The organism is Thermosulfurimonas marina (assembly GCF_012317585.1).
In the GTDB taxonomy this organism is placed as follows: Bacteria; Desulfobacterota; Thermodesulfobacteria; order Thermodesulfobacteriales; family Thermodesulfobacteriaceae; genus Thermosulfurimonas_A; species Thermosulfurimonas_A marina.
Window position 1 is genome coordinate 1,215,052 of record NZ_CP042909.1, and the last position, 16,595, is coordinate 1,231,646.

The window sequence follows — 16,595 nt, forward strand, 5'->3', positions numbered from 1 at the left end:
GAGCAATGGAGATAATCTTGAAACTATTTAAACATCTTTTAAAGGGATAAGCAATTCATGAAGGGTTATGGAAAGATTAAAAAAGATCCTTCTGCGGATTGACGGGCGAGGTTACGGGGCCTACCGGGAGCTTCTCGGGCGTTATCGCTTTCCGGGGTTCGAATTGGTGGTGGACAAGGTGCAGGCCGATCCCTTCGCCCCTCCAAGCCGGGTGCGGGTGCAGGTGCCGGCGGAGGTGGCCCGTTTCCCGGAGGCTTCTTATAGCAACTTCTCCCGCCGGGTGGGTCTAGAGAACTATCTGGCCGATCGCTTAAGTCGCCTGGCCCGCAAACTTTCGGAACGCCGGGGCTCGGGGAAGAGCGGGCTCATCCAGGTCCACGGCCCGGGCCAGGAGATCTTGCCGCGCACCGCGGTTACCGTGGGCCCCGGAGGGGAGGTCACGGCCCGGATCTTCGTGGGGCTTCCGGCGGCCGGCCGCCGGGTGCTGGCTCGCCAGGCCTGGGAGCTTTTGGGAGAGGACCTTCCGTACCTGGTGCGCCAGGGGCTCCTTTTTGAAAACCTGGATCGGGACGAACTCTGGCGTTTCGTGGAGACCAACGAGGATGCCGATTTTTTACGGGCCAGGCTTTCGGAATGGCGTCTCGTGGCCTTTGTGGCCGAAGGAGCCATCCTTCCCCGGGCCTCCGGGGTGGACCCCCGTCCGGCCCGAGAGGCCGTGCCTTTTGCACCTCCCCCGGAGCTCACCCTGGAGGTGGAGCTCCCTAATCGGGGACCGGTGCGGGGCCTGGGCCTTCCGGAAGGGGTGACTCTTATTGTGGGCGGGGGCTTTCACGGGAAATCCACTCTGCTTCGGGCCCTGGAGCTGGGCGTCTATAATCACCGGCCCGGGGATGGACGGGAACTGGTGGTCTCCCGCTACGAGACGGTGAAGATCCGGGCCGAAGACGGTCGGGCCGTAACCGGAGTGGACATTTCTCCCTTTATCAATAATCTCCCCTTCGGGAAGGATACCCGGGAGTTTGAAACCCCCTGCGCCTCGGGTTCTACCAGCCAGGCGGCCAACATTATGGAGGCCCTAGAGGTGGGGGCCCGGGTGTTGCTGCTGGACGAGGACACTTCGGCCACCAACTTCATGATCCGGGATGCCCGTATGCAGGCCCTGGTAAGCAAGGAAAAGGAACCCATCACCCCCTTCCTCGACCGGGTGCGCGAGCTCTATGAGCGCTGGGGGGTCTCCACCGTTCTGGTCATGGGAGGCTCTGGGGACTATTTGGAGGTGGCCGATACGGTAATAGCCATGGATCATTACCGTCCGCAGGAGGTCACGGCTCGGGCCCGGGAGATCGTGGCCGCCTATCCCTCCCGCCGCCGACCGGAGGCCCCGGAGCCCTTAAAAGAGATTCCCCGCCGAAGGGTCCTGGCCGACGGTCTTCGGCCTCCCCTCAAGCTCAAGGTCCAGGCAGTAGAGGGCCTGGTCTTGGGCCAGGAGCGCCTTGATCTTTCGGCGGTGGAACAGCTGGTTTCCGCGGATCAGGTGCGGACCCTGGGGCTTATCTTGGCGGCCATGCACGATCGGTGGCCGGGATCCCTTGCCGAGGCCGTGGCCGAGGCCGAAAGGAGGCTCCTTGAGGAGGGCTTTGGCTGGCTGGCGGAAGAAAGGGGGGACCTGGCCTTTGTGAGGCGCTTTGAGCTGGCCGCGGCCCTCAATCGCCTCAGGACCTTGAAGGCCCGGCCGGAAAGATGAGGCTTACCTATTATCATCTCTCGCTTCTTCTCCTTTCCGCAGCCCTTTTGGCCTTCGGGCTCATCCTGGGTGGGCTCTATTTTTATTTTCAGCTTGAGCTTCCGGATATCTCCGCCCTCAAGAACTATCGCCCTCCGGCGGTCACCGTGGTCTATGATCGGAACGGCCAGCCCTTGGCCTACTGGTATCGGGAGCGTCGCTTCCCGGTGCCCCTTTCCAAGATGCCCTCCTATCTCATCCAGGCCTTTGTGGCCGCCGAAGACGCCCGGTTCTATGAGCATCCGGGGATAGATCTGGTGAGTATCCTGAGGGCCCTTCTCGCGGATATCCGGGCCGGAAGGGTGGTCCAAGGGGGAAGCACCATCACCCAGCAGGTGGCCCGGGCCCTTCTCCTTTCCCGGGAAAGGACCCTTTCGCGCAAGATCCGGGAGGCCATCCTGGCCTGGCGCATCGACAAGGCCCTCAGCAAGGACGAAATCCTGAACATCTACCTTAACCAGATCTATCTGGGGGCCGGGGCCTACGGGGTGGAGGCTGCGGCCCTTACCTATTTCGGAAAACACGTCTGGGAACTGAGCCTTCCGGAGGCGGCCCTCATCGCCGGGCTCACCCCGGCCCCGAGCCGCTTCAACCCCCTGCGCAATCCGGAGGCGGCCCTTCGGCGCCGGGCCTACGTCCTGCGGCGCATGATGGAGGAGGGCTATATCCGTCCGGAGACCGCTCAGGCGGCGGCCAAGGCCCCCCTAAAACTCAACCCCATGGATTTTTCCCCCGACCCCCGGGCAGGCTATTTCCTGCAGGTAGTAAGGCTGCGCCTGGAAAAGATGTTCGGCCGGGAGCGTCTGGAGACCGGAGGCTACCGCATCTACACCACCCTGGATCTTTCCTGGTGGGAAAGGGCCCGTCCGGCGGTCCTCAAGGCCCTTTCGGCCATTCCGGCCCGGCATGGCTCCAAAGAGATTCCCCAGCTGGCTGTGGTCTGTGTGGAAAACGAAAGCGGAGCCCTCCGTCTTTTGGTGGGAGGGCGGGATTTCGGGGAGAGTCAATTCAATCGGGCGGTCTATGCTCGACGTCCTCCGGGCTCAGCCATCAAACCCTTTCTCTGGGCCCGGGCCCTGGAGGACGATCTTTTGCGCCCGGATTCCCTGGTGATGGATGAGCCGGTGGTGCTCCCCGGGGCCGAGCCGGAAAGCTTCTGGCGACCCCGGAATTTCGACCACCGCTACCTGGGCATTATTTCCCTGCGCTACGCCCTAGTGGAGTCCCGCAATACCGTGGCGGTAAAGATCGCCCGGGCTCTGGGCCTGGGGGAGGTGGAGGAGACCCTGGTGGGGCTCCACCTTACGGAGAATCTCCCCCGGAATCTCTCCGTGGCCCTGGGGAGTCTGGGGGTCTCGCCGCTGGCCCTCACCCGGGCCTATACCACCTTCCCGGAAGGAGGGCAGATGATCGAGCCCCATCTGGTGGAGGCCATCTACGACCGAGAGGGGAATCTCCTCTATCAGGCCTCGCCCCGGAGGCGCCGGGTCTTCTCTCCGGAGACAGCCTACGTGATGACCTATTTTCTGAAAGAAGTGGTCCGCGAGGGCACCGGGCGCTGTGCCCGGGCCCTGGGAGTGCCGGTGGCCGGAAAGACCGGGACTACCGACCGCTATCAGGACGCCTGGTTCGTGGGCTTTACTCCGGTTTATACCTGCGGAGTCTGGGTGGGCTACGATCAGCCGCAAAGCCTGGGAAGACTGGAAACCGGGGGTCGGGCGGCCTGTCCGGTGTGGCTGGCGGTCATGGAGGCCGTGCCGCAACCGCCCAAGGATTTCCCGGTCCCCGAGGACATAGCCTTTGTGCCCTTTACCGACCGGGTGCCCGGAGAAGGGAAGGAAGAACTCTGGCTCCCTTATCCCGAGGACAAGACCCCAGAGATCCGGGAGGTTCCACCTCTCAGGCCTCGGAGAGGCTTTCCTCTAAAATGGCTCTTCTGGTGGCGCTGATATCCCGCGGGCGGATCCGGGTGACGTCGTCCCGGGCCCAGTAACGCACCCGATAGCGGGCCTGAAGCTCCTCAAGGAGCTTTTGAAATTCCTCCTCCGGAAGATCGGTCAGGCGCACAAAGACCTGCCGTCTCTGAGGCTCCAGCTCTTCCCGGTAGGTAAGGATGCTTACAATCTGGGCCCCGTGGCCTACAATCAGCCGGGTGACCTCATCCAGGGTGTCGGGATCCTCCAGGATGAGCCCCACCTGGATGGGACCGTGATAGACACCGGTAATGTTTACAAAGAGCTTGAAGATGTCCGTCTGGGTAATGATCCCCACCACCTGCCCCTCTTCGTCCACCACCGGAAGCCCGGAGATCCGGTTTTCTAACATGAGAACGGCGGCATACTCTACGGTGTCCTCCGGCCGCACGGTGATAGGGTCCGGGGTCATGATGTCCTTGACCCGCACCTCCGAAAGAAGATAGTAGAGTTCGTGCACGTCGAGGGCCGTGGCCTTAGAGGGGGTGGCCTCTTTGATGTCCCGATCGCTGATGATGCCCACCAGTTTCCCCCCGCGCACCACGGGGATCCGCCGGATGCCGTGCTCTTTCATGATTTGGGAGGCCTTCATGATGGAGGCGTTCTCATCCAGTACAATGACCTCCTTGGTCATCCAGTCCTTGACCAGCATACCTTCCTCCTTGGGGATCTCTCCCCATTATGCCCTCGGGTTCTCCGGTTGGCAACCTTTAGACCTTCTTGCGGTTTGAAAAAGCCCCGCTATAGTGTCTCTAGAGGAGGGTGGTTATGGAGGTCATCACGGTTAAAAGTACGGCTAAGGCCCAGCTTATCGACATTACCGAGGAGGTGGCCCGGCGGGTGGCCGGGGTCAAAAGTGGGGTCTGTTTCCTCTATGTGCCGCACACCACGGCGGGAATCGTGATCAACGAGGGGGCGGACCCGGCGGTGGCCGAAGACATCCTCAGGGTTTACGAACGCCTGGCCCCTTATGATTTTTCCTACCGGCACCTGGAGGGCAACTCTCCGGCCCATGTGAAGGCCAGCCTTACCGGGCCGTGTCTTTCGGTATTGGTGGAGGAGGGGCGTCCGGTCCTGGGGACCTGGCAGCGCATCTTCTTTGCCGAATACGACGGCCCCCGCACCCGCAAGGTCTATCTCAAGGTCCTGGAGGATTGATTTATGAGCGTAAACAAGGTCATTCTCATCGGCCGCCTGGGGGCGGATCCGGAGATCCGCTATACCGCCGACGGACAGGCCGTGGCCACCTTCCGGGTGGCCACCAACGAGGTCTGGGTGAAAAACGGCGAGCGTCAGGAGCACACCGAATGGCACCGCATTGTGGCCTTCGGGCGTCTGGCCGAGATCTGCGGGGAGTATCTTTCCAAGGGGCGACAGGTCTACATCGAGGGGCGGATCAGGACGCGCTCCTTTGAAGATCGGGAGGGCCAGCGGCGTTGGGTGACGGAGATTGTGGCCAATGACATGCGTATGCTCGACGGCCGCCGGGATCAGGCCTTCACCGGGGCCTCTCCGAGTCCTTCCTCTCCTTCTCCCACGGAGACCATTCCGGAGCCCCCTCCAGACGACGATCTTCCCTTCTGAAGGCCTCCTCGAGTTCTCCGTCCAGGTCGAAGACCCGGCGCACCGTACCGATGGCCTCCCGCCCCAGGCGGTGGTAGCCGGCCTTAAGGTAAAGGATGGGGGCGTGGAGGAGTTTCTGGACGATGGCCTCGGTCATGACCTCCAGGGCCTCTCGCTCCTCCTCGGAAAGATTCTGCAGGCGGGGGAGGGTCCGGGCCAGCTCCCGCCTCCGGATCTCCTCTGCCTTTTCCCTCAGGGCCTTAATGGTGGGATAGACCGCCAGCTCCTTCAGCCACCTTTCGAATTTGAGAACCTCTTCTTCGATCAGGCGTTCGGCCCGCAGGGCCTCCTTTTTCCGTCGGGCGAGATTTTCCTCTACCACCTGTTTGAGGTCGTCGATATCAAATACATAGACGTTTTCGAGCTCGTTTAGGCCCGGATCCACATCCCGGGGAACGGCGATATCCATCAGGAAAAGAGGCCGGTGCTTACGGGCCCGCAGGAGGGGGCGGACCAGATCCGGAGTGATCACGAACCCCGGGGCCCCGGTGGAGGAAATTACGATGTCCGCGGAAAGGAGACCCTCGGAAAGTTCCGCCAGACTGAGGGCCTCCCCTCCGTAACGTTCGGCAAGCTCTATGGCTCGGGAAAGGGTGCGGTTGGCCACCAGAAGCCGGGCCGCCCCGGCGGAAAGGAGGTGCTGGGCCGCAAGTTCGGCCATCTCTCCGGCCCCCACCAGGAGGATCACCTTCCCCCGCAGGGAGCCGAAGATCTTCTTGGCCAGCTCCACGGCAGCGTAACTCACCGAGACCGCGTAGGAGCCGATGCCCGTTTCCGTGCGCACCCTTTTGGCCACAGAGAAGGTCCGATGAAGAAGGCGATTCAGGATGGGCCCGGTGGACCGAAAGCGGCCGGCGGCCTCCCGGTAGGCCTCTTTCACCTGTCCCAGGATCTGGGGCTCTCCCAGGACCAGGGAGTCCAGCCCGCAGGCCACCCGGAAAAGATGCCGCACGGCCTCCAGATCCTCGAAAACATAAAGATGGGGTTCAAAGTGTGGGCGGGCCAGGCCGGTCTCCCGGGCCAAAAAGTCCTTGAGCCCGGAAAGGGTGCGCTCCCGCTCCGGGGTCACCAAAAGGTATTCCACCCGGTTACAGGTGGAAAGGTAATAGGCCTCTTCCACCTCCGGGAGATGGGCCTTGAGGCGCGCCAGGGGATGTTCCCCCCGCTTTTCCAGGGCAAAGCGTTCGCGCACCTCCACCGGAGCCGTACGGTGATTAAGCCCTACCAGAAGGATCTTTTCCCTCTCAGGACCATCGACCATAGGAATGTAACCCCGGCATCCACAGATTAATCACCCAGAAGCTTACTATCCAGACCAAAAAGCCCAAAAGGGCCATATAGGCCGCCCGGCGTCCTCGCCAGCCTACGATGAGACGCTCGTGAAGAAGCGCGGCATAGATCAGCCAGAGGATAAGGGACCAAGTCTCCTTGGGGTCCCAGCTCCAGAAGCGCCCCCAGGCCTTCTCCGCCCAGAGGGCCCCGGTAACGATCCCCAGGGTAAGAAGAGGGAAGCCGTACTTGAGACACTTTTCGTTTAGGCGATCCAGGGACTCCAGCGGAGGAAGCCTCCGGAAAAGGCCCCCCAGGTGTTTGCGTTTGAGTTCCCGCTCCTGAAGGAGATACATCACCGCGGCCACGGCGGCGATGAGAAAAAAGGCGTAGGAGGCCAGAGAAATAAGGGCGTGCACCGGAAACCAGAAACTCTGCAGGATGGGGGGGAGAGGCCAGAGGGCTTCCGGGGCCTTCCAGGCAGCAATCATGAGAAGGAGGATCAGGGGGGAAAGGAAGGTCCCCAGGGTGTAGACCTTGGGCCCCCGCCAGGAAAGAAGAAAATAGGCCCCCACTACCGCCCAGGCCAGAAAGGAGGTGGCTCCGTGGAAATTGGCCACCGGAGGGGCCTTGAGGATCTTGAGCCCGGCCAGCAGGGCCCCGGTGTGGAGCAGCCAGCCGCAGGCCAGCACTCCCCGGGCCCCCCGCAGGGCCTCCGGCTTCAGGGTGTAAAAATAGATGAAAAAACCCACCGTGGCCACGAGATAAAGCAGAAAGGCCAGCCGAAAAAAGAAGACCTCCATCAAGCCCTCCAGGGCTAGCTTAGCCCGGTCTAGAGGGGAATTCAAGCCTAAAGCACCAGGCGGCGCTCGCGTTTGATGCGGTGGTCCAGGTAATAGAGCACCGGGACCACCATACGGGAAAAGAGGGTGGAGGCCACCTCTCCGGCCATGAGCGAAAGGGCCAGGCCGTTAAAGATGGGATCAAAGAGGATGACGAAGCTGCCCACCACCACGGCTGCGGCCGTAAGGAGCATGGGCCGAAAGCGTACCGCCCCGGCGTCAATCACCGCCTCCTCCAGTTCCCAGCCCTGGGCCAGGCGGAGCTCGATGAAGTCCGCCAGGATGATGGAGTTGCGCACCACGATTCCCGCCCCGGCAATGAACCCGATCATGGAGGTGGCGGTGAAAAAGGCCCCGGTGAGGGCATGGGCCGGGAGGATGCCGATCAGGGAAAGGGGAATGGGGGCCAGGATCACCAGGGGCACGGTGTAGGACTTGAACCAGGCCACCACCAGGAAATAGATCAGGACCAGGCAGGCGGCAAAGGCCAGCCCCAGATCCCGAAAGACCTCGTAGGTCACCTGCCACTCCCCATCCCACTTCACGGCCCACTGCCGGGCCGAAAAGGGTAGATGGGTATAAAGGATCTGGATGGGGCTTCCGTCCGGGGCCCGCAATTTGTGCAATTCCCTATTGATTTTGAGGATTCCGTAAATGGGGGCCTCTTCCCGACCGGCCATGTCTCCCACTACGTAGACCACGGGGTGGAGATTCTTGTGGTAGATGGGGTGGGGGAGCAGGCGCTTTTCCCAGGAGGCGATCTCGGAAAGGGGCACCAACCTCCCGGTGGCACTCTTTACCCGGATCTCCGAAAGGTCCGGAAGAGAAGAGCGCTCGGCCTCCGGAAAGCGCACCCGGAGGTAAATGTCCTCCCGGGCCGTGGGATCGTGGAAGAGCCCCAGGACCTTTCCGGGAAGGGCGATCTCCAGGGCCTCGCGCACCCGCTCCGGACTTACCCCGGAAAGGGCGGCCTTGACCCGGTCTACCTTAAGGCGCCACTCCACCTGAGGCTCGGTCATGTACCAGTCCACATCCACCACTCCCGGGGTGCGGGAGAAGATCTCCTTGATCCTGCGGGCCAGCTCGATCTGGGCCTCATAGTCCGGCCCGTAGACTTCGGCCACCAGCGACTGGAGGACCGGGGGCCCCGGGGGCACCTCGGCCACGGTGACCCGGGCCCCGTAGCGCCGGGCCACCTCGGTCACCAGAGGCCGCACCCGCTTGGCGATGTCGTGACTCTGGAGCTTGCGGTGGTGCTTGTTGACCAGGTTGACCTGGATGTCGGCCACGTGGTCGCCCTGCCGCAGGTAGTAGTGACGGATGAGGCCGTTAAAGTTGAAAGGGGCCGCGGTCCCCACGTAAAGCTGCATGTCGGTGATAAGGGGCTCTTTCATGAGGGCCGTGGCCATCTCCTCCGTGGCCTTGAGGGTCTCCTCCAGGGAGCTCCCCTCGGGCATGTTCACGATGATCTGGAATTCGTTTTTGTTGTCAAAGGGGAGCATCTTCACGTAGACCACCTTGAAGTAGATGAGCGCGCAGGAAAGGAGAAAGAGGACCCCTACGGTCAGAAGAAAGGCCCAGCGCCAGAGGATACTCCGGATGAGGTGCCCCATAAACCAGCGATAGGCCCGGGTGATTAGGGTCTCCCGGGTCTCGTGCTTGATGTCCTTGGGAAGGAGGTGGTAGGCCGTCCAGGGGGTGATGACGAAGGCCACCATGAGGGAAAGGAGCATGGCCACCGAGGCCCCCACGGGCATGGGTCGCATGTAAGGCCCCATGAGCCCCCGGACGAAGCCCATGGGGGCGATGGCCGCGATCACCGTGAGGGTGGCCAGGATCAGGGGGGCCTGGACCTCCACCACCGCCCCTACGATCACGTCCCGGAAGGATTTGCCCCGATTTTCCGGAAGGTGGAGGTGGCGGACGATGTTTTCCACGTCCACAATGGGGTCGTCTACCAGGATACCGATGCAGAAGATGAGGGCGAAAAGGGTCACCCGGTTCAGGGTATAGCCGTAGAGATAATAGACCAGGAGGGTGATGGCCAGCACCGTGGGCACGGCCACCAGGACCACCAAACTGGCCCGCACCCCCAGAAAAAGGGCGATGAGGACGGCCACGGAGACCGTGGCGATGATCAGGTGCTCCAGCAGGGTGTCGGTTTTGTCCTTGGCCGTTTCCCCGTAGTTGCGGGTGACGGTCACGTGGAGGTCCCGGGGGATGAGGTCCCCCTTGAGGGAATCCACCTTGGCCAGGATCTTTTCCGCCAGGCGGGTGGCGTTCCAGCCCTTGCGCTTGGCGACAGCCAGGGTCACCGCAGGATAGAGCCTGCCCGGCTCTCCCTGGACTCCGGCCTTGCGGGCCGCCGGGCCGGGGACCATGAAGACGTAGTGTTCTGGCTCCTCCGGCCCGTCCACGATCCGGGCCACATCCTTGAGAAAGACCGGCCGACCCGCCACGGTCTTGAGGACCGTGTTTTCCAGATCCTTGAGGTCGGAGAAAAAGTTGTCCAGACGGACGGTGAAGGCCTTTCCTCCCTGGCGGTACTCGCCCACCAGACGGGCCTGATTCTGCCCCTGAATGATCCGGGCCACTTCCACCGGATCCAGGCCCAGGGCGTAAATTTTTTCGGGCTCAAGCTCTATACGCACCTCCCGCCGGAGGCCCCCCTTGATAAAGGTCTCCGAGATCCCGGGGATGTTCCGGATCTCGTCGTCCACCCGGGCTACGATCTGCCGCAGGCGGAAGGCGTCGTAGCCCGGCCCCCAGAAGGTGAGGGTCACGATGGGTACATCGTCGATGGAGCGGGGCTTAAGGAGAGGCATGGAACAGCCCGGGGGAATCCAGTCCAGATGTTGATAGAGCTTATCGTAGGTCTTGACCAGGCTCTTTTCTGTGTCCTCTCCTACATAAAAGCGCACCACCGTAAGGGCCCGGCCGTTCATGGCCGTGGAGTAGACATATTCCACCCCCGGGATCTCCCAGAGGAGCTTTTCCATGGGGTTGATCACCCGCTGTTCGATCTCCTTGGCCGTGGCCCCGGGCATCTCCACAAAGATGTCGATCATGGGGACCACGATCTGGGGTTCTTCCTCGCTGGGGGTATTGATTACCGCAAAGACCCCCAGGGCCAGCATGGCCATCACGATAAGGGGGGTGAGCTTGGAATCTACGAAATAATTGACGATGCGGGCGATAAAGCCGCGGGCCTCGTACATGGACTAAGCCCCCTCTATCCGGTCCCCTTCACGCAGCCCGAGAGGCGGGTGGACCACCACCCGCTCCCCGGCGGAGACCCCGGAAAGGACCTCCACCACGGCCTCGCATTCTACCCCTGGGCAGGCCGGAAGAAGTTTCCCCTCGTGTCGGAAGAAGGTCTTGCCGAGACGCACCACCCGCAGGCTCACCCGGCCGTCCTTTTCCACCACAAAAAGGGCCCGAAAACCTCCGCGATCCACCAGGGCCGCTCGGGGGACGAAAAGACCCTTTCTTTCCCCGATCGGGAAAAAGACCTGGGCGTAGCTTCCGGATGGAAGGGGAAAATCCGGGGGAAGGTCGGCCTTGACCGTAAAGGTGCGGCTTTCCGGACTTACGGCCGGGACCACCTCGGTCACTTTGAGCTTCAGGGAGCGGCCTGCGGCGGGGAAGGTGGCCCAGATCTCCAGGCCCGGGGCCACTCGCTCGAAAAATTCCTCCTCCACCTGAAAGACCAGGCGTTTTCCGGCCTTCCGGCTTTCCACCTCCAAAAGCGGCTCCCCGGGACGGACGAAGGTCCCCTCATCCACCCACTTGCGGACCACCCTTCCCGAAAAGGGGGCCCGGAGGACCGTGTAGGGAAGGAGGCTCCGGACTTGGTTGAGACGGGCCTCGATCTCCTTCATGCGGGCCGCCAGAGCCTCTTTCTGGGCCGAAAGAGCTTCGTACTCCGACTTTTTGGCCTCAAACTCTTCGGCGGTGGCCGCCTCTTCTTTGTAAAGCTTGGCGAAACGCCGATATTCGGCCTCGGCAAACCGCAAGCGGGCCGAGACCGCGGAAAGCTCATGGGAAAGGGCGCGATGGGCCTCAGAGAGGGCCCGGATCCTTTCCCGGATCTCCTGATCGTCCAGCCGGAGGAGCACCTCTCCCTTCCGCACCCGATCGCCTTCGGCTACCCGCACCTCCCGCACGAATCCCCCTACCTTGGAGGAAAGTCGGGCCCTTTCCCGGGCCTCCACCGTACCGGGAAGCTCCCGGTAAAGGGCTACCCTTTCTTCTTTGAGGGTCAGGGTTTGAGCCTTAACCGTGCGGCCGGCTCCCGGGGTTTTCCTTTCCGGGGCCTCCTTGCCGCAGGCCCCGATTACCAAAAGCAATACCAGGGCCAGGAACCCTTTAAGGTTTTTCATGGCAGGCCTCCGCAGGGGTTGGCTTGCGGCCCATAAGGCCGGAGACGAAGCGCAGGCGGGCGGCTGCCAGGCGCAGGTGGTAAAGGGCCTCAAGATGCATGAGACGGGCCCGTTTGAGGGCGGTCTCCGCCTGCTGAAGCTCCACCAGGAGGGCCAGACCCGCGGCATAGCGCTTCTGGATGAGTCTCAGACCCTCTTCGGCCTGGGCTACGGATTTTTCGGTGACCTCCACCTGTTTGCGGGCCGTGGAAAGGGCAGAGAGGGCCTCGGTGACCTGATGGGACACCTCGCGCCGATATTGACGCAGTCGGGCCTCGGCGGAAAGAAGCTCGGCCCGGGCCCGGGAAAGGGCCGCCCGATCCCGAAATCCTTTAAAAATATTGAAGTTCACCTCGGCCATTAAAGTATAGGCCTCTCCGTCGGCCCCTCCGGTGAGGGGGTCTTCGGCGTTGGTTTCGTAAATCCCCTTGAGATTCACCGAGGGCAGAAACCGCCAGCGGGCCTCCTTGACCGCCAGCCGGGCCTGACGCACCCGGGCCTCCTCCACCCGCAGGTCCGGACGCCACCTCTGGGCGGCGCAAAGCCAAACCTTCTCTGTTGTGGTCTCCGGAATCCTAAAAGAAGAGGGCTTCTCTAGATCCCAGCGGGTCTCAAGGGGGGTCCCTAAGACCAGGTTCAGGGCCGAAAGGGCCACCCGCAGGTCGTGCCGCCCGGCCTCGAGGTCCCTTTCCTGGCGAGCCAGAAAGACCCGGGCCTCAAGGAGATCCGACTTAAGGGCCCGGCCGGCCCGAAAACGACTCTCCACCACCTGGAGATTTTCCCGCGCGGTGCGTACGGCCTCCTCTAGTACCTGCACCCGCTCTTCGGCCAGAAGGGCCTCGAGGTAGGTCCGTTCCACCTCGAAAAGGACCCGTTCCCTTACGGCCTCCAGGTAATCTTCGGCCTGGGCCAGGGAAAGACGTGCCCGGCGAAGGCCCAAGATCTCCCGGCCCTGGTTGAAGATGGGCTGAGTAAGCACGAACTGGGTCTGCCAGTTGGTATAGTCCACGGGATGATTGAGGTGATCCAGGTAAAAATCCTCGGCCTTGAAGTTCTTCTGGGCCAGCTTGTAGGAGAAGACCTGCACGGGGCTGTCCGTGCGGGCGTAGACTAGACGGAGGTCTATACGAGGAAGGAAGGCCCCCCGGGCCTCCTTTACCCCGGCCCGGGCCGCGGCCACCTCCTCCCGCGCCGCCTTGATCAGGGGATTCTGCGCTAGAGCCAATTGACGGGCCTTCTCTAGGGTGAGGGGCTCGGCGGCCGCGAGCCCCACCCACCAGAGGACCATCCCCAAGGCCCAGAAGATCCTCCACATAGCACCCTCCACTATAAGGACCTTTCCCCTTCCTGGCAAGGGGGGTTTGCCTCGCGATCTCTACCAATCTTTCTCTTTCTTTTTCTTTCGGGCCTCTTTCCAGGGAAGACGCTTCTTTTTTCCGCGGGTGAGTTTACGCCAGGGGACTTCGGTATCCGGGCGGAAGGGGATGATGGGTTCGGGTTCGGGCTCCGGCTCTTGGGATTTGGGGGCGTAGCGGGCCCGAAACTTTTCGTCCACCCGGGGTCCTTTGAGGGCCGCGGGTGGAAGCCAGGCCGAAAGATAGAGTTTCTCGAGGAAACGCAGAAAGATCGCCCCCTCCCTTGCGGCCCGGAGGGGATCTACCTCCACCAGAAGGGCTCCTCGTCTGCGGGCCAGGCGCTCGGCCAGATCCCTCTCCGGGCTCATCAGGGCCGGCTGCGGGTTGCGCCAGCCCTCCTCGGAGACCCGGATCCAGGCCCGGGGCTTTACCGGAAGCCAGAGCCTTTGGGGGAGGTCTTCGGTATAGGCCGGGGCCCCGTAGTGTCGGGTGCGGGCCCTCACCCTCCCGGCCTCCGGGAGATACTCAAAGGTTTCCCGGCCAAAGACCTCCAGGGCTACCTCCAGCTCCCGGCGTCTTACTCCCCGGAAACCCTCGGTCTCGCTCAGGGCCTGATGAAGATCTTTGAGCTTTACAAAACCGGATTCATCTGGTATGAGCCCAAACTCGTCCGGCCGCCAGGCCAGGATATAAGAAACCATCTTAAGAAGCGCCTGCGGTTTCATGAGCCCGAAGAATGCTTAACATTTTAAAAGGGCTTGTCAATGACCGAAAGGTTTGTTATAAACTATAAGTTCATACGGAAAGGGTGGTGAGATCCTATGAGTACCCGTAAGGAGCTTGAGAAAAAGCTACTGGAGATGGGGAAGGAGGGGGCCATCACCTACGAGGCCCTCAACGAGATCCTTCCGGAAAACTATGACGATCCGGAGAAGATCGAGGAGATCTTTGATTTTCTTTCCCGGAACAACATCGAGATCCTGGACGAAAAACAACTTTATGAAAAGGAAGAGTGGGTAGAAAAGGAGGCCCAGAAGAAGATCCAGGAGCTTTCCACGCTTTCGGAGACGGAGCTGGAGCCCTCGGAGGAGCCCGAGCCCACCACTGAGTCGGAGGAGGTCACCAGCCTCTATCTCAAGGAGATGGGTAAATACCCCCTCCTTACCCCGGAAAGGGAGGCGGAGCTTTCCAAGATCATTCGGGGCGGCTTTTATGCCATCGTGGAGGCCTTTGAGAACTTCCCGGAGGATCTTCCCGAGATTCGGGCCATGAAGGAAGAAATCGCCCTCTGGCGCAAGCGGGATCCGGGGCTCAAGCCCAAAAAGAGCCTTCTCAATATTCTGGTGAAAAAGGCCCGGGAACTTTCCGCCAGGTATCCGGATCATCCTCAGGTCCAGGACCTCCGCCGCCTGGTGGAGGAAAAGGCCGCGGAGATCGAGGCCGCCAAGGACGAAATGGTCAAGGCCAATCTGCGCCTGGTGGTCTCCATTGCCAAACGATATATCGGGCAGGGGCTTCCCCTCTCCGACCTCATTCAGGAAGGGAATCTGGGGCTTATGCGGGCGGTCTTTCGTTTTGACTACCGCAAAGGGAATAAGTTCAGCACCTATGCCTCCTGGTGGATCCGTCAGGCCATAACCCGGGCCATTCTGGACAAGACCCGCACCATTCGCCTTCCGGTACACTTTCTGGAGTTACGCAGCCAGTTCTTCAAGGCCTTCTACGAGTTGGTCAAGGAACTGGGGCGAGAGCCTACTCCGGCAGAGCTCTCCGAGCGTACAGGCCTTCCCCAGGAGAAGATCCTCACCATCTTTGAGGCCTCGAGAGAGCCGGTCTCCCTGGAACTGCCCATCGGCGATGAGGACAGCACCCTGGGAGACTTCATCGAGAACAAGGACAGTCCCTCCCCTTATGAAGAGGTCAAGGACCGGGATCTTTCCGAAAAGATCCGCAGTCTCCTTTCCACGCTCTCTCCCCGGGAGGAAAAGATCATTCGCCTGCGCTTCGGGATCGGGGAGGAGGGTGAATATACCCTGGAGGAGATCGGCAAGCGCTTCGGGGTCTCTCGGGAGCGCATCCGGCAGATCGAAAAAAAAGCCCTCTCCCGGCTGCGCCAGATGACCGAACAGGAAAACATCAAGTACAAGGAGAAGTAAGTGCTCCGGCGGCTCCTTTTAGCGCTCCTTGTTCTGGCCCTCGCCTTTCCCCTTTGGGCCTTGAATTATACCGATCTTTATCCTTATCTGCCGGAGCTTCCGGGTTTTAAGGCCTCAGAGCCCACGGGCATGAAGGTGGCCACTCCGGGTGGGGAGATGGTGAGTGCGGAAAGAAACTATGAGGCCGGGCCCCGCAGACTCACCGCCCGCATCTTGATGGGGCAGATGGCCGCGGGCCTCTGGTTCCCCTTCGCCATGCAGATCTCCTACGATACTCCGGAGGAAAAGCTGGAATCCCTCAAGATCGAGGGGCTTCCGGCCAAAAGAATTACCCACAAAAAGAGCCCCGGAGGGACCCTCCTGGTCCTCCTTTCCCGAGAAAAGACTGCCCTCCCGGCCCTTTTTATGCTGGAATGTCAGGGGATGGTCCCGGCCGAGGTGGAGCCTCTCCTCAAACACTTTCGTCTTTCGGAGCTGGCCCGCAAGCTTAACCCCTGAGGGCTTCGGCCAGATGGTGCAAGAGTTCCCGGGGATGGGCATAACTTTCCTTTTGGGCGGCAATTTCTGAGAGTTCGCGGTCTTTTACCCTTAAGCCCGAGAGTCTTTCGGCCACCTGGGCTCCGGAAGCCGGAAAATGGAGCCCTTTGATCCGGGCCAGGACCTCGGCCGGCCAGCCCACCCCCAGGATCTTGGCCCCTTCCTCAATAACACTGGAAAAGAAGATCAGGGCGTCCCGGCCTTCCTTGATTTCCCGATAGGCCATCTTGGCCAGTCCGCCTGCGGTGTGGGCCTTGGGAGTCTTCTCCTGGAGTTCCCCCTCCAGTTTCATCATCACCAGTTCCGGGTCGGCACGCAGGATGTTGCGTACCGTCTGGCGGGTGAGCCCCAGGAAGGCGGCGATGTCGTCCTCGGTCTTGAAGGTTTCTTCGGCCAGCACCACCGCGTAAGCGGCCTCCATGAGGCTGGTCACCCAGGTGAGGTTGCGCAGTTCGATAAGTTTGCGAGGACCCCCTAGGATCTCTAAGGCCTTGAGAAAGACCCGCAGGGCCTGGGCGTCTACATCCCTTTCCTTGATCTCTTCCGCTCCCACCACGATGGGCATTTTCTCACCCCCCGGAAAATCTTTTCTAAAGTAAAATTAAGCATCCTTTTTCTGGAGGCCAGTTAGCTTTT

14 protein-coding genes are annotated in these 16,595 nt (G+C 61.5%); 6 read left to right on the forward strand and 8 right to left on the reverse strand.

The window, feature by feature from the left end:
• Positions 1–67: 67 nt before the first annotated feature.
• Together FVE67_RS06335 and FVE67_RS06340 are read left to right on the forward strand one after the other, a co-directional pair.
• Positions 68–1,744: an ABC-ATPase domain-containing protein gene (locus FVE67_RS06335; RefSeq protein WP_168719787.1), complete on the forward strand. Its 1,677-nt coding sequence runs from the start codon at positions 68–70 to the stop codon at positions 1,742–1,744.
• Positions 1,741–3,732, forward strand: coding sequence for a penicillin-binding protein 1A (locus FVE67_RS06340; protein ID WP_168719788.1), 1,992 nt, complete (start codon positions 1,741–1,743; stop codon positions 3,730–3,732). Before FVE67_RS06335 ends, FVE67_RS06340 begins: the two co-directional genes overlap by 4 nt.
• Here FVE67_RS06340 and FVE67_RS06345 read toward each other — a convergent pair.
• A complete protein-coding gene (locus FVE67_RS06345) occupies positions 3,683–4,408 on the reverse strand; it encodes a CBS and ACT domain-containing protein (protein ID WP_168719789.1) in 726 nt (241 codons plus the stop codon). The genes FVE67_RS06340 and FVE67_RS06345 overlap by 50 nt on opposite strands.
• Before the next feature lie 116 nt (positions 4,409–4,524).
• On the opposite strand from FVE67_RS06345, the gene FVE67_RS06350 reads away from it, so the two are divergent.
• Together FVE67_RS06350 and FVE67_RS06355 are read left to right on the forward strand one after the other, a co-directional pair.
• A complete protein-coding gene (locus tag FVE67_RS06350) occupies positions 4,525–4,914 on the forward strand; it encodes a secondary thiamine-phosphate synthase enzyme YjbQ (protein WP_168719790.1) in 390 nt (129 codons plus the stop codon).
• 3 nt (positions 4,915–4,917) lie between these two features.
• A complete protein-coding gene (locus FVE67_RS06355; protein WP_168719791.1) occupies positions 4,918–5,340 on the forward strand; it encodes a single-stranded DNA-binding protein in 423 nt (140 codons plus the stop codon).
• Here FVE67_RS06355 and hemA read toward each other — a convergent pair.
• The 6 genes from hemA to FVE67_RS06385 are packed head-to-tail and all read right to left on the reverse strand — an operon-like array spanning position 5,255 to position 13,991.
• A complete protein-coding gene (gene hemA / locus FVE67_RS06360) occupies positions 5,255–6,640 on the reverse strand; it encodes a glutamyl-tRNA reductase (protein WP_168719792.1) in 1,386 nt (461 codons plus the stop codon). The two genes, FVE67_RS06355 and hemA, sit on opposite strands and share 86 nt — an antisense overlap.
• The gene (gene ccsB / locus FVE67_RS06365; RefSeq protein WP_168719793.1) at positions 6,624–7,451 is read right to left on the reverse strand and encodes a c-type cytochrome biogenesis protein CcsB; all 828 of its coding nucleotides are present in this window, start codon (positions 7,449–7,451) and stop codon (positions 6,624–6,626) included. Before ccsB ends, hemA begins: the two co-directional genes overlap by 17 nt.
• Positions 7,452–7,498: 47 nt before the next feature.
• Entirely contained in the window at positions 7,499–10,708 is a 3,210-nt protein-coding gene (locus tag FVE67_RS06370; protein ID WP_168719794.1) for an efflux RND transporter permease subunit, read from the reverse strand.
• 3 nt (positions 10,709–10,711) lie between these two features.
• Positions 10,712–11,872: an efflux RND transporter periplasmic adaptor subunit gene (locus tag FVE67_RS06375; RefSeq protein WP_168719795.1), complete on the reverse strand. Its 1,161-nt coding sequence runs from the start codon at positions 11,870–11,872 to the stop codon at positions 10,712–10,714.
• Positions 11,859–13,226 (reverse strand): TolC family protein, encoded by a 1,368-nt coding sequence (locus FVE67_RS06380; protein ID WP_168719796.1) that lies wholly within the window; start codon positions 13,224–13,226, stop codon positions 11,859–11,861. Before FVE67_RS06380 ends, FVE67_RS06375 begins: the two co-directional genes overlap by 14 nt.
• A gap of 60 nt (positions 13,227–13,286) precedes the next feature.
• Positions 13,287–13,991 carry an RNA 2'-phosphotransferase family protein gene (locus tag FVE67_RS06385; RefSeq protein WP_168719797.1) on the reverse strand — a complete coding sequence of 235 codons (705 nt, stop codon included), beginning with the start codon at positions 13,989–13,991 and terminating at the stop codon, positions 13,287–13,289.
• 96 nt (positions 13,992–14,087) lie between these two features.
• On the opposite strand from FVE67_RS06385, the gene FVE67_RS06390 reads away from it, so the two are divergent.
• Together FVE67_RS06390 and FVE67_RS06395 are read left to right on the forward strand one after the other, a co-directional pair.
• Positions 14,088–15,422: a sigma-70 family RNA polymerase sigma factor gene (locus tag FVE67_RS06390; protein ID WP_168719798.1), complete on the forward strand. Its 1,335-nt coding sequence runs from the start codon at positions 14,088–14,090 to the stop codon at positions 15,420–15,422.
• Positions 15,423–15,920: a hypothetical protein gene (locus FVE67_RS06395; protein ID WP_168719799.1), complete on the forward strand. Its 498-nt coding sequence runs from the start codon at positions 15,423–15,425 to the stop codon at positions 15,918–15,920.
• Here the strand turns inward: FVE67_RS06395 and FVE67_RS06400 are convergent.
• Positions 15,910–16,524 carry a bacterio-opsin activator gene (locus FVE67_RS06400; RefSeq protein WP_168719800.1) on the reverse strand — a complete coding sequence of 205 codons (615 nt, stop codon included), beginning with the start codon at positions 16,522–16,524 and terminating at the stop codon, positions 15,910–15,912. The two genes, FVE67_RS06395 and FVE67_RS06400, sit on opposite strands and share 11 nt — an antisense overlap.
• Between the last annotated feature and the right edge of the window lie 71 nt (positions 16,525–16,595).

What these genes read in the sequence shown, in the direction of transcription:
- FVE67_RS06335 (WP_168719787.1), top strand. Translation starts at nt 68, where the DNA reads ATGGAAAGATTAAAAAAGATCCTTCTGCGGATTGACGGGCGAGGTTAC.
- FVE67_RS06400 (WP_168719800.1), bottom strand. Translation starts at nt 16,524, where the DNA reads ATGCCCATCGTGGTGGGAGCGGAAGAGATCAAGGAAAGGGATGTAGAC.
- FVE67_RS06345 (WP_168719789.1), bottom strand. Translation starts at nt 4,408, where the DNA reads ATGCTGGTCAAGGACTGGATGACCAAGGAGGTCATTGTACTGGATGAG.
- FVE67_RS06370 (WP_168719794.1), bottom strand. Translation starts at nt 10,708, where the DNA reads ATGTACGAGGCCCGCGGCTTTATCGCCCGCATCGTCAATTATTTCGTA.
- hemA (WP_168719792.1), bottom strand. Translation starts at nt 6,640, where the DNA reads ATGGTCGATGGTCCTGAGAGGGAAAAGATCCTTCTGGTAGGGCTTAAT.
- FVE67_RS06340 (WP_168719788.1), top strand. Translation starts at nt 1,741, where the DNA reads ATGAGGCTTACCTATTATCATCTCTCGCTTCTTCTCCTTTCCGCAGCC.
- FVE67_RS06380 (WP_168719796.1), bottom strand. Translation starts at nt 13,226, where the DNA reads ATGTGGAGGATCTTCTGGGCCTTGGGGATGGTCCTCTGGTGGGTGGGG.
- FVE67_RS06385 (WP_168719797.1), bottom strand. Translation starts at nt 13,991, where the DNA reads ATGAAACCGCAGGCGCTTCTTAAGATGGTTTCTTATATCCTGGCCTGG.
- ccsB (WP_168719793.1), bottom strand. Translation starts at nt 7,451, where the DNA reads ATGGAGGTCTTCTTTTTTCGGCTGGCCTTTCTGCTTTATCTCGTGGCC.
- FVE67_RS06355 (WP_168719791.1), top strand. Translation starts at nt 4,918, where the DNA reads ATGAGCGTAAACAAGGTCATTCTCATCGGCCGCCTGGGGGCGGATCCG.
- FVE67_RS06375 (WP_168719795.1), bottom strand. Translation starts at nt 11,872, where the DNA reads ATGAAAAACCTTAAAGGGTTCCTGGCCCTGGTATTGCTTTTGGTAATC.
- FVE67_RS06390 (WP_168719798.1), top strand. Translation starts at nt 14,088, where the DNA reads ATGAGTACCCGTAAGGAGCTTGAGAAAAAGCTACTGGAGATGGGGAAG.
- FVE67_RS06350 (WP_168719790.1), top strand. Translation starts at nt 4,525, where the DNA reads ATGGAGGTCATCACGGTTAAAAGTACGGCTAAGGCCCAGCTTATCGAC.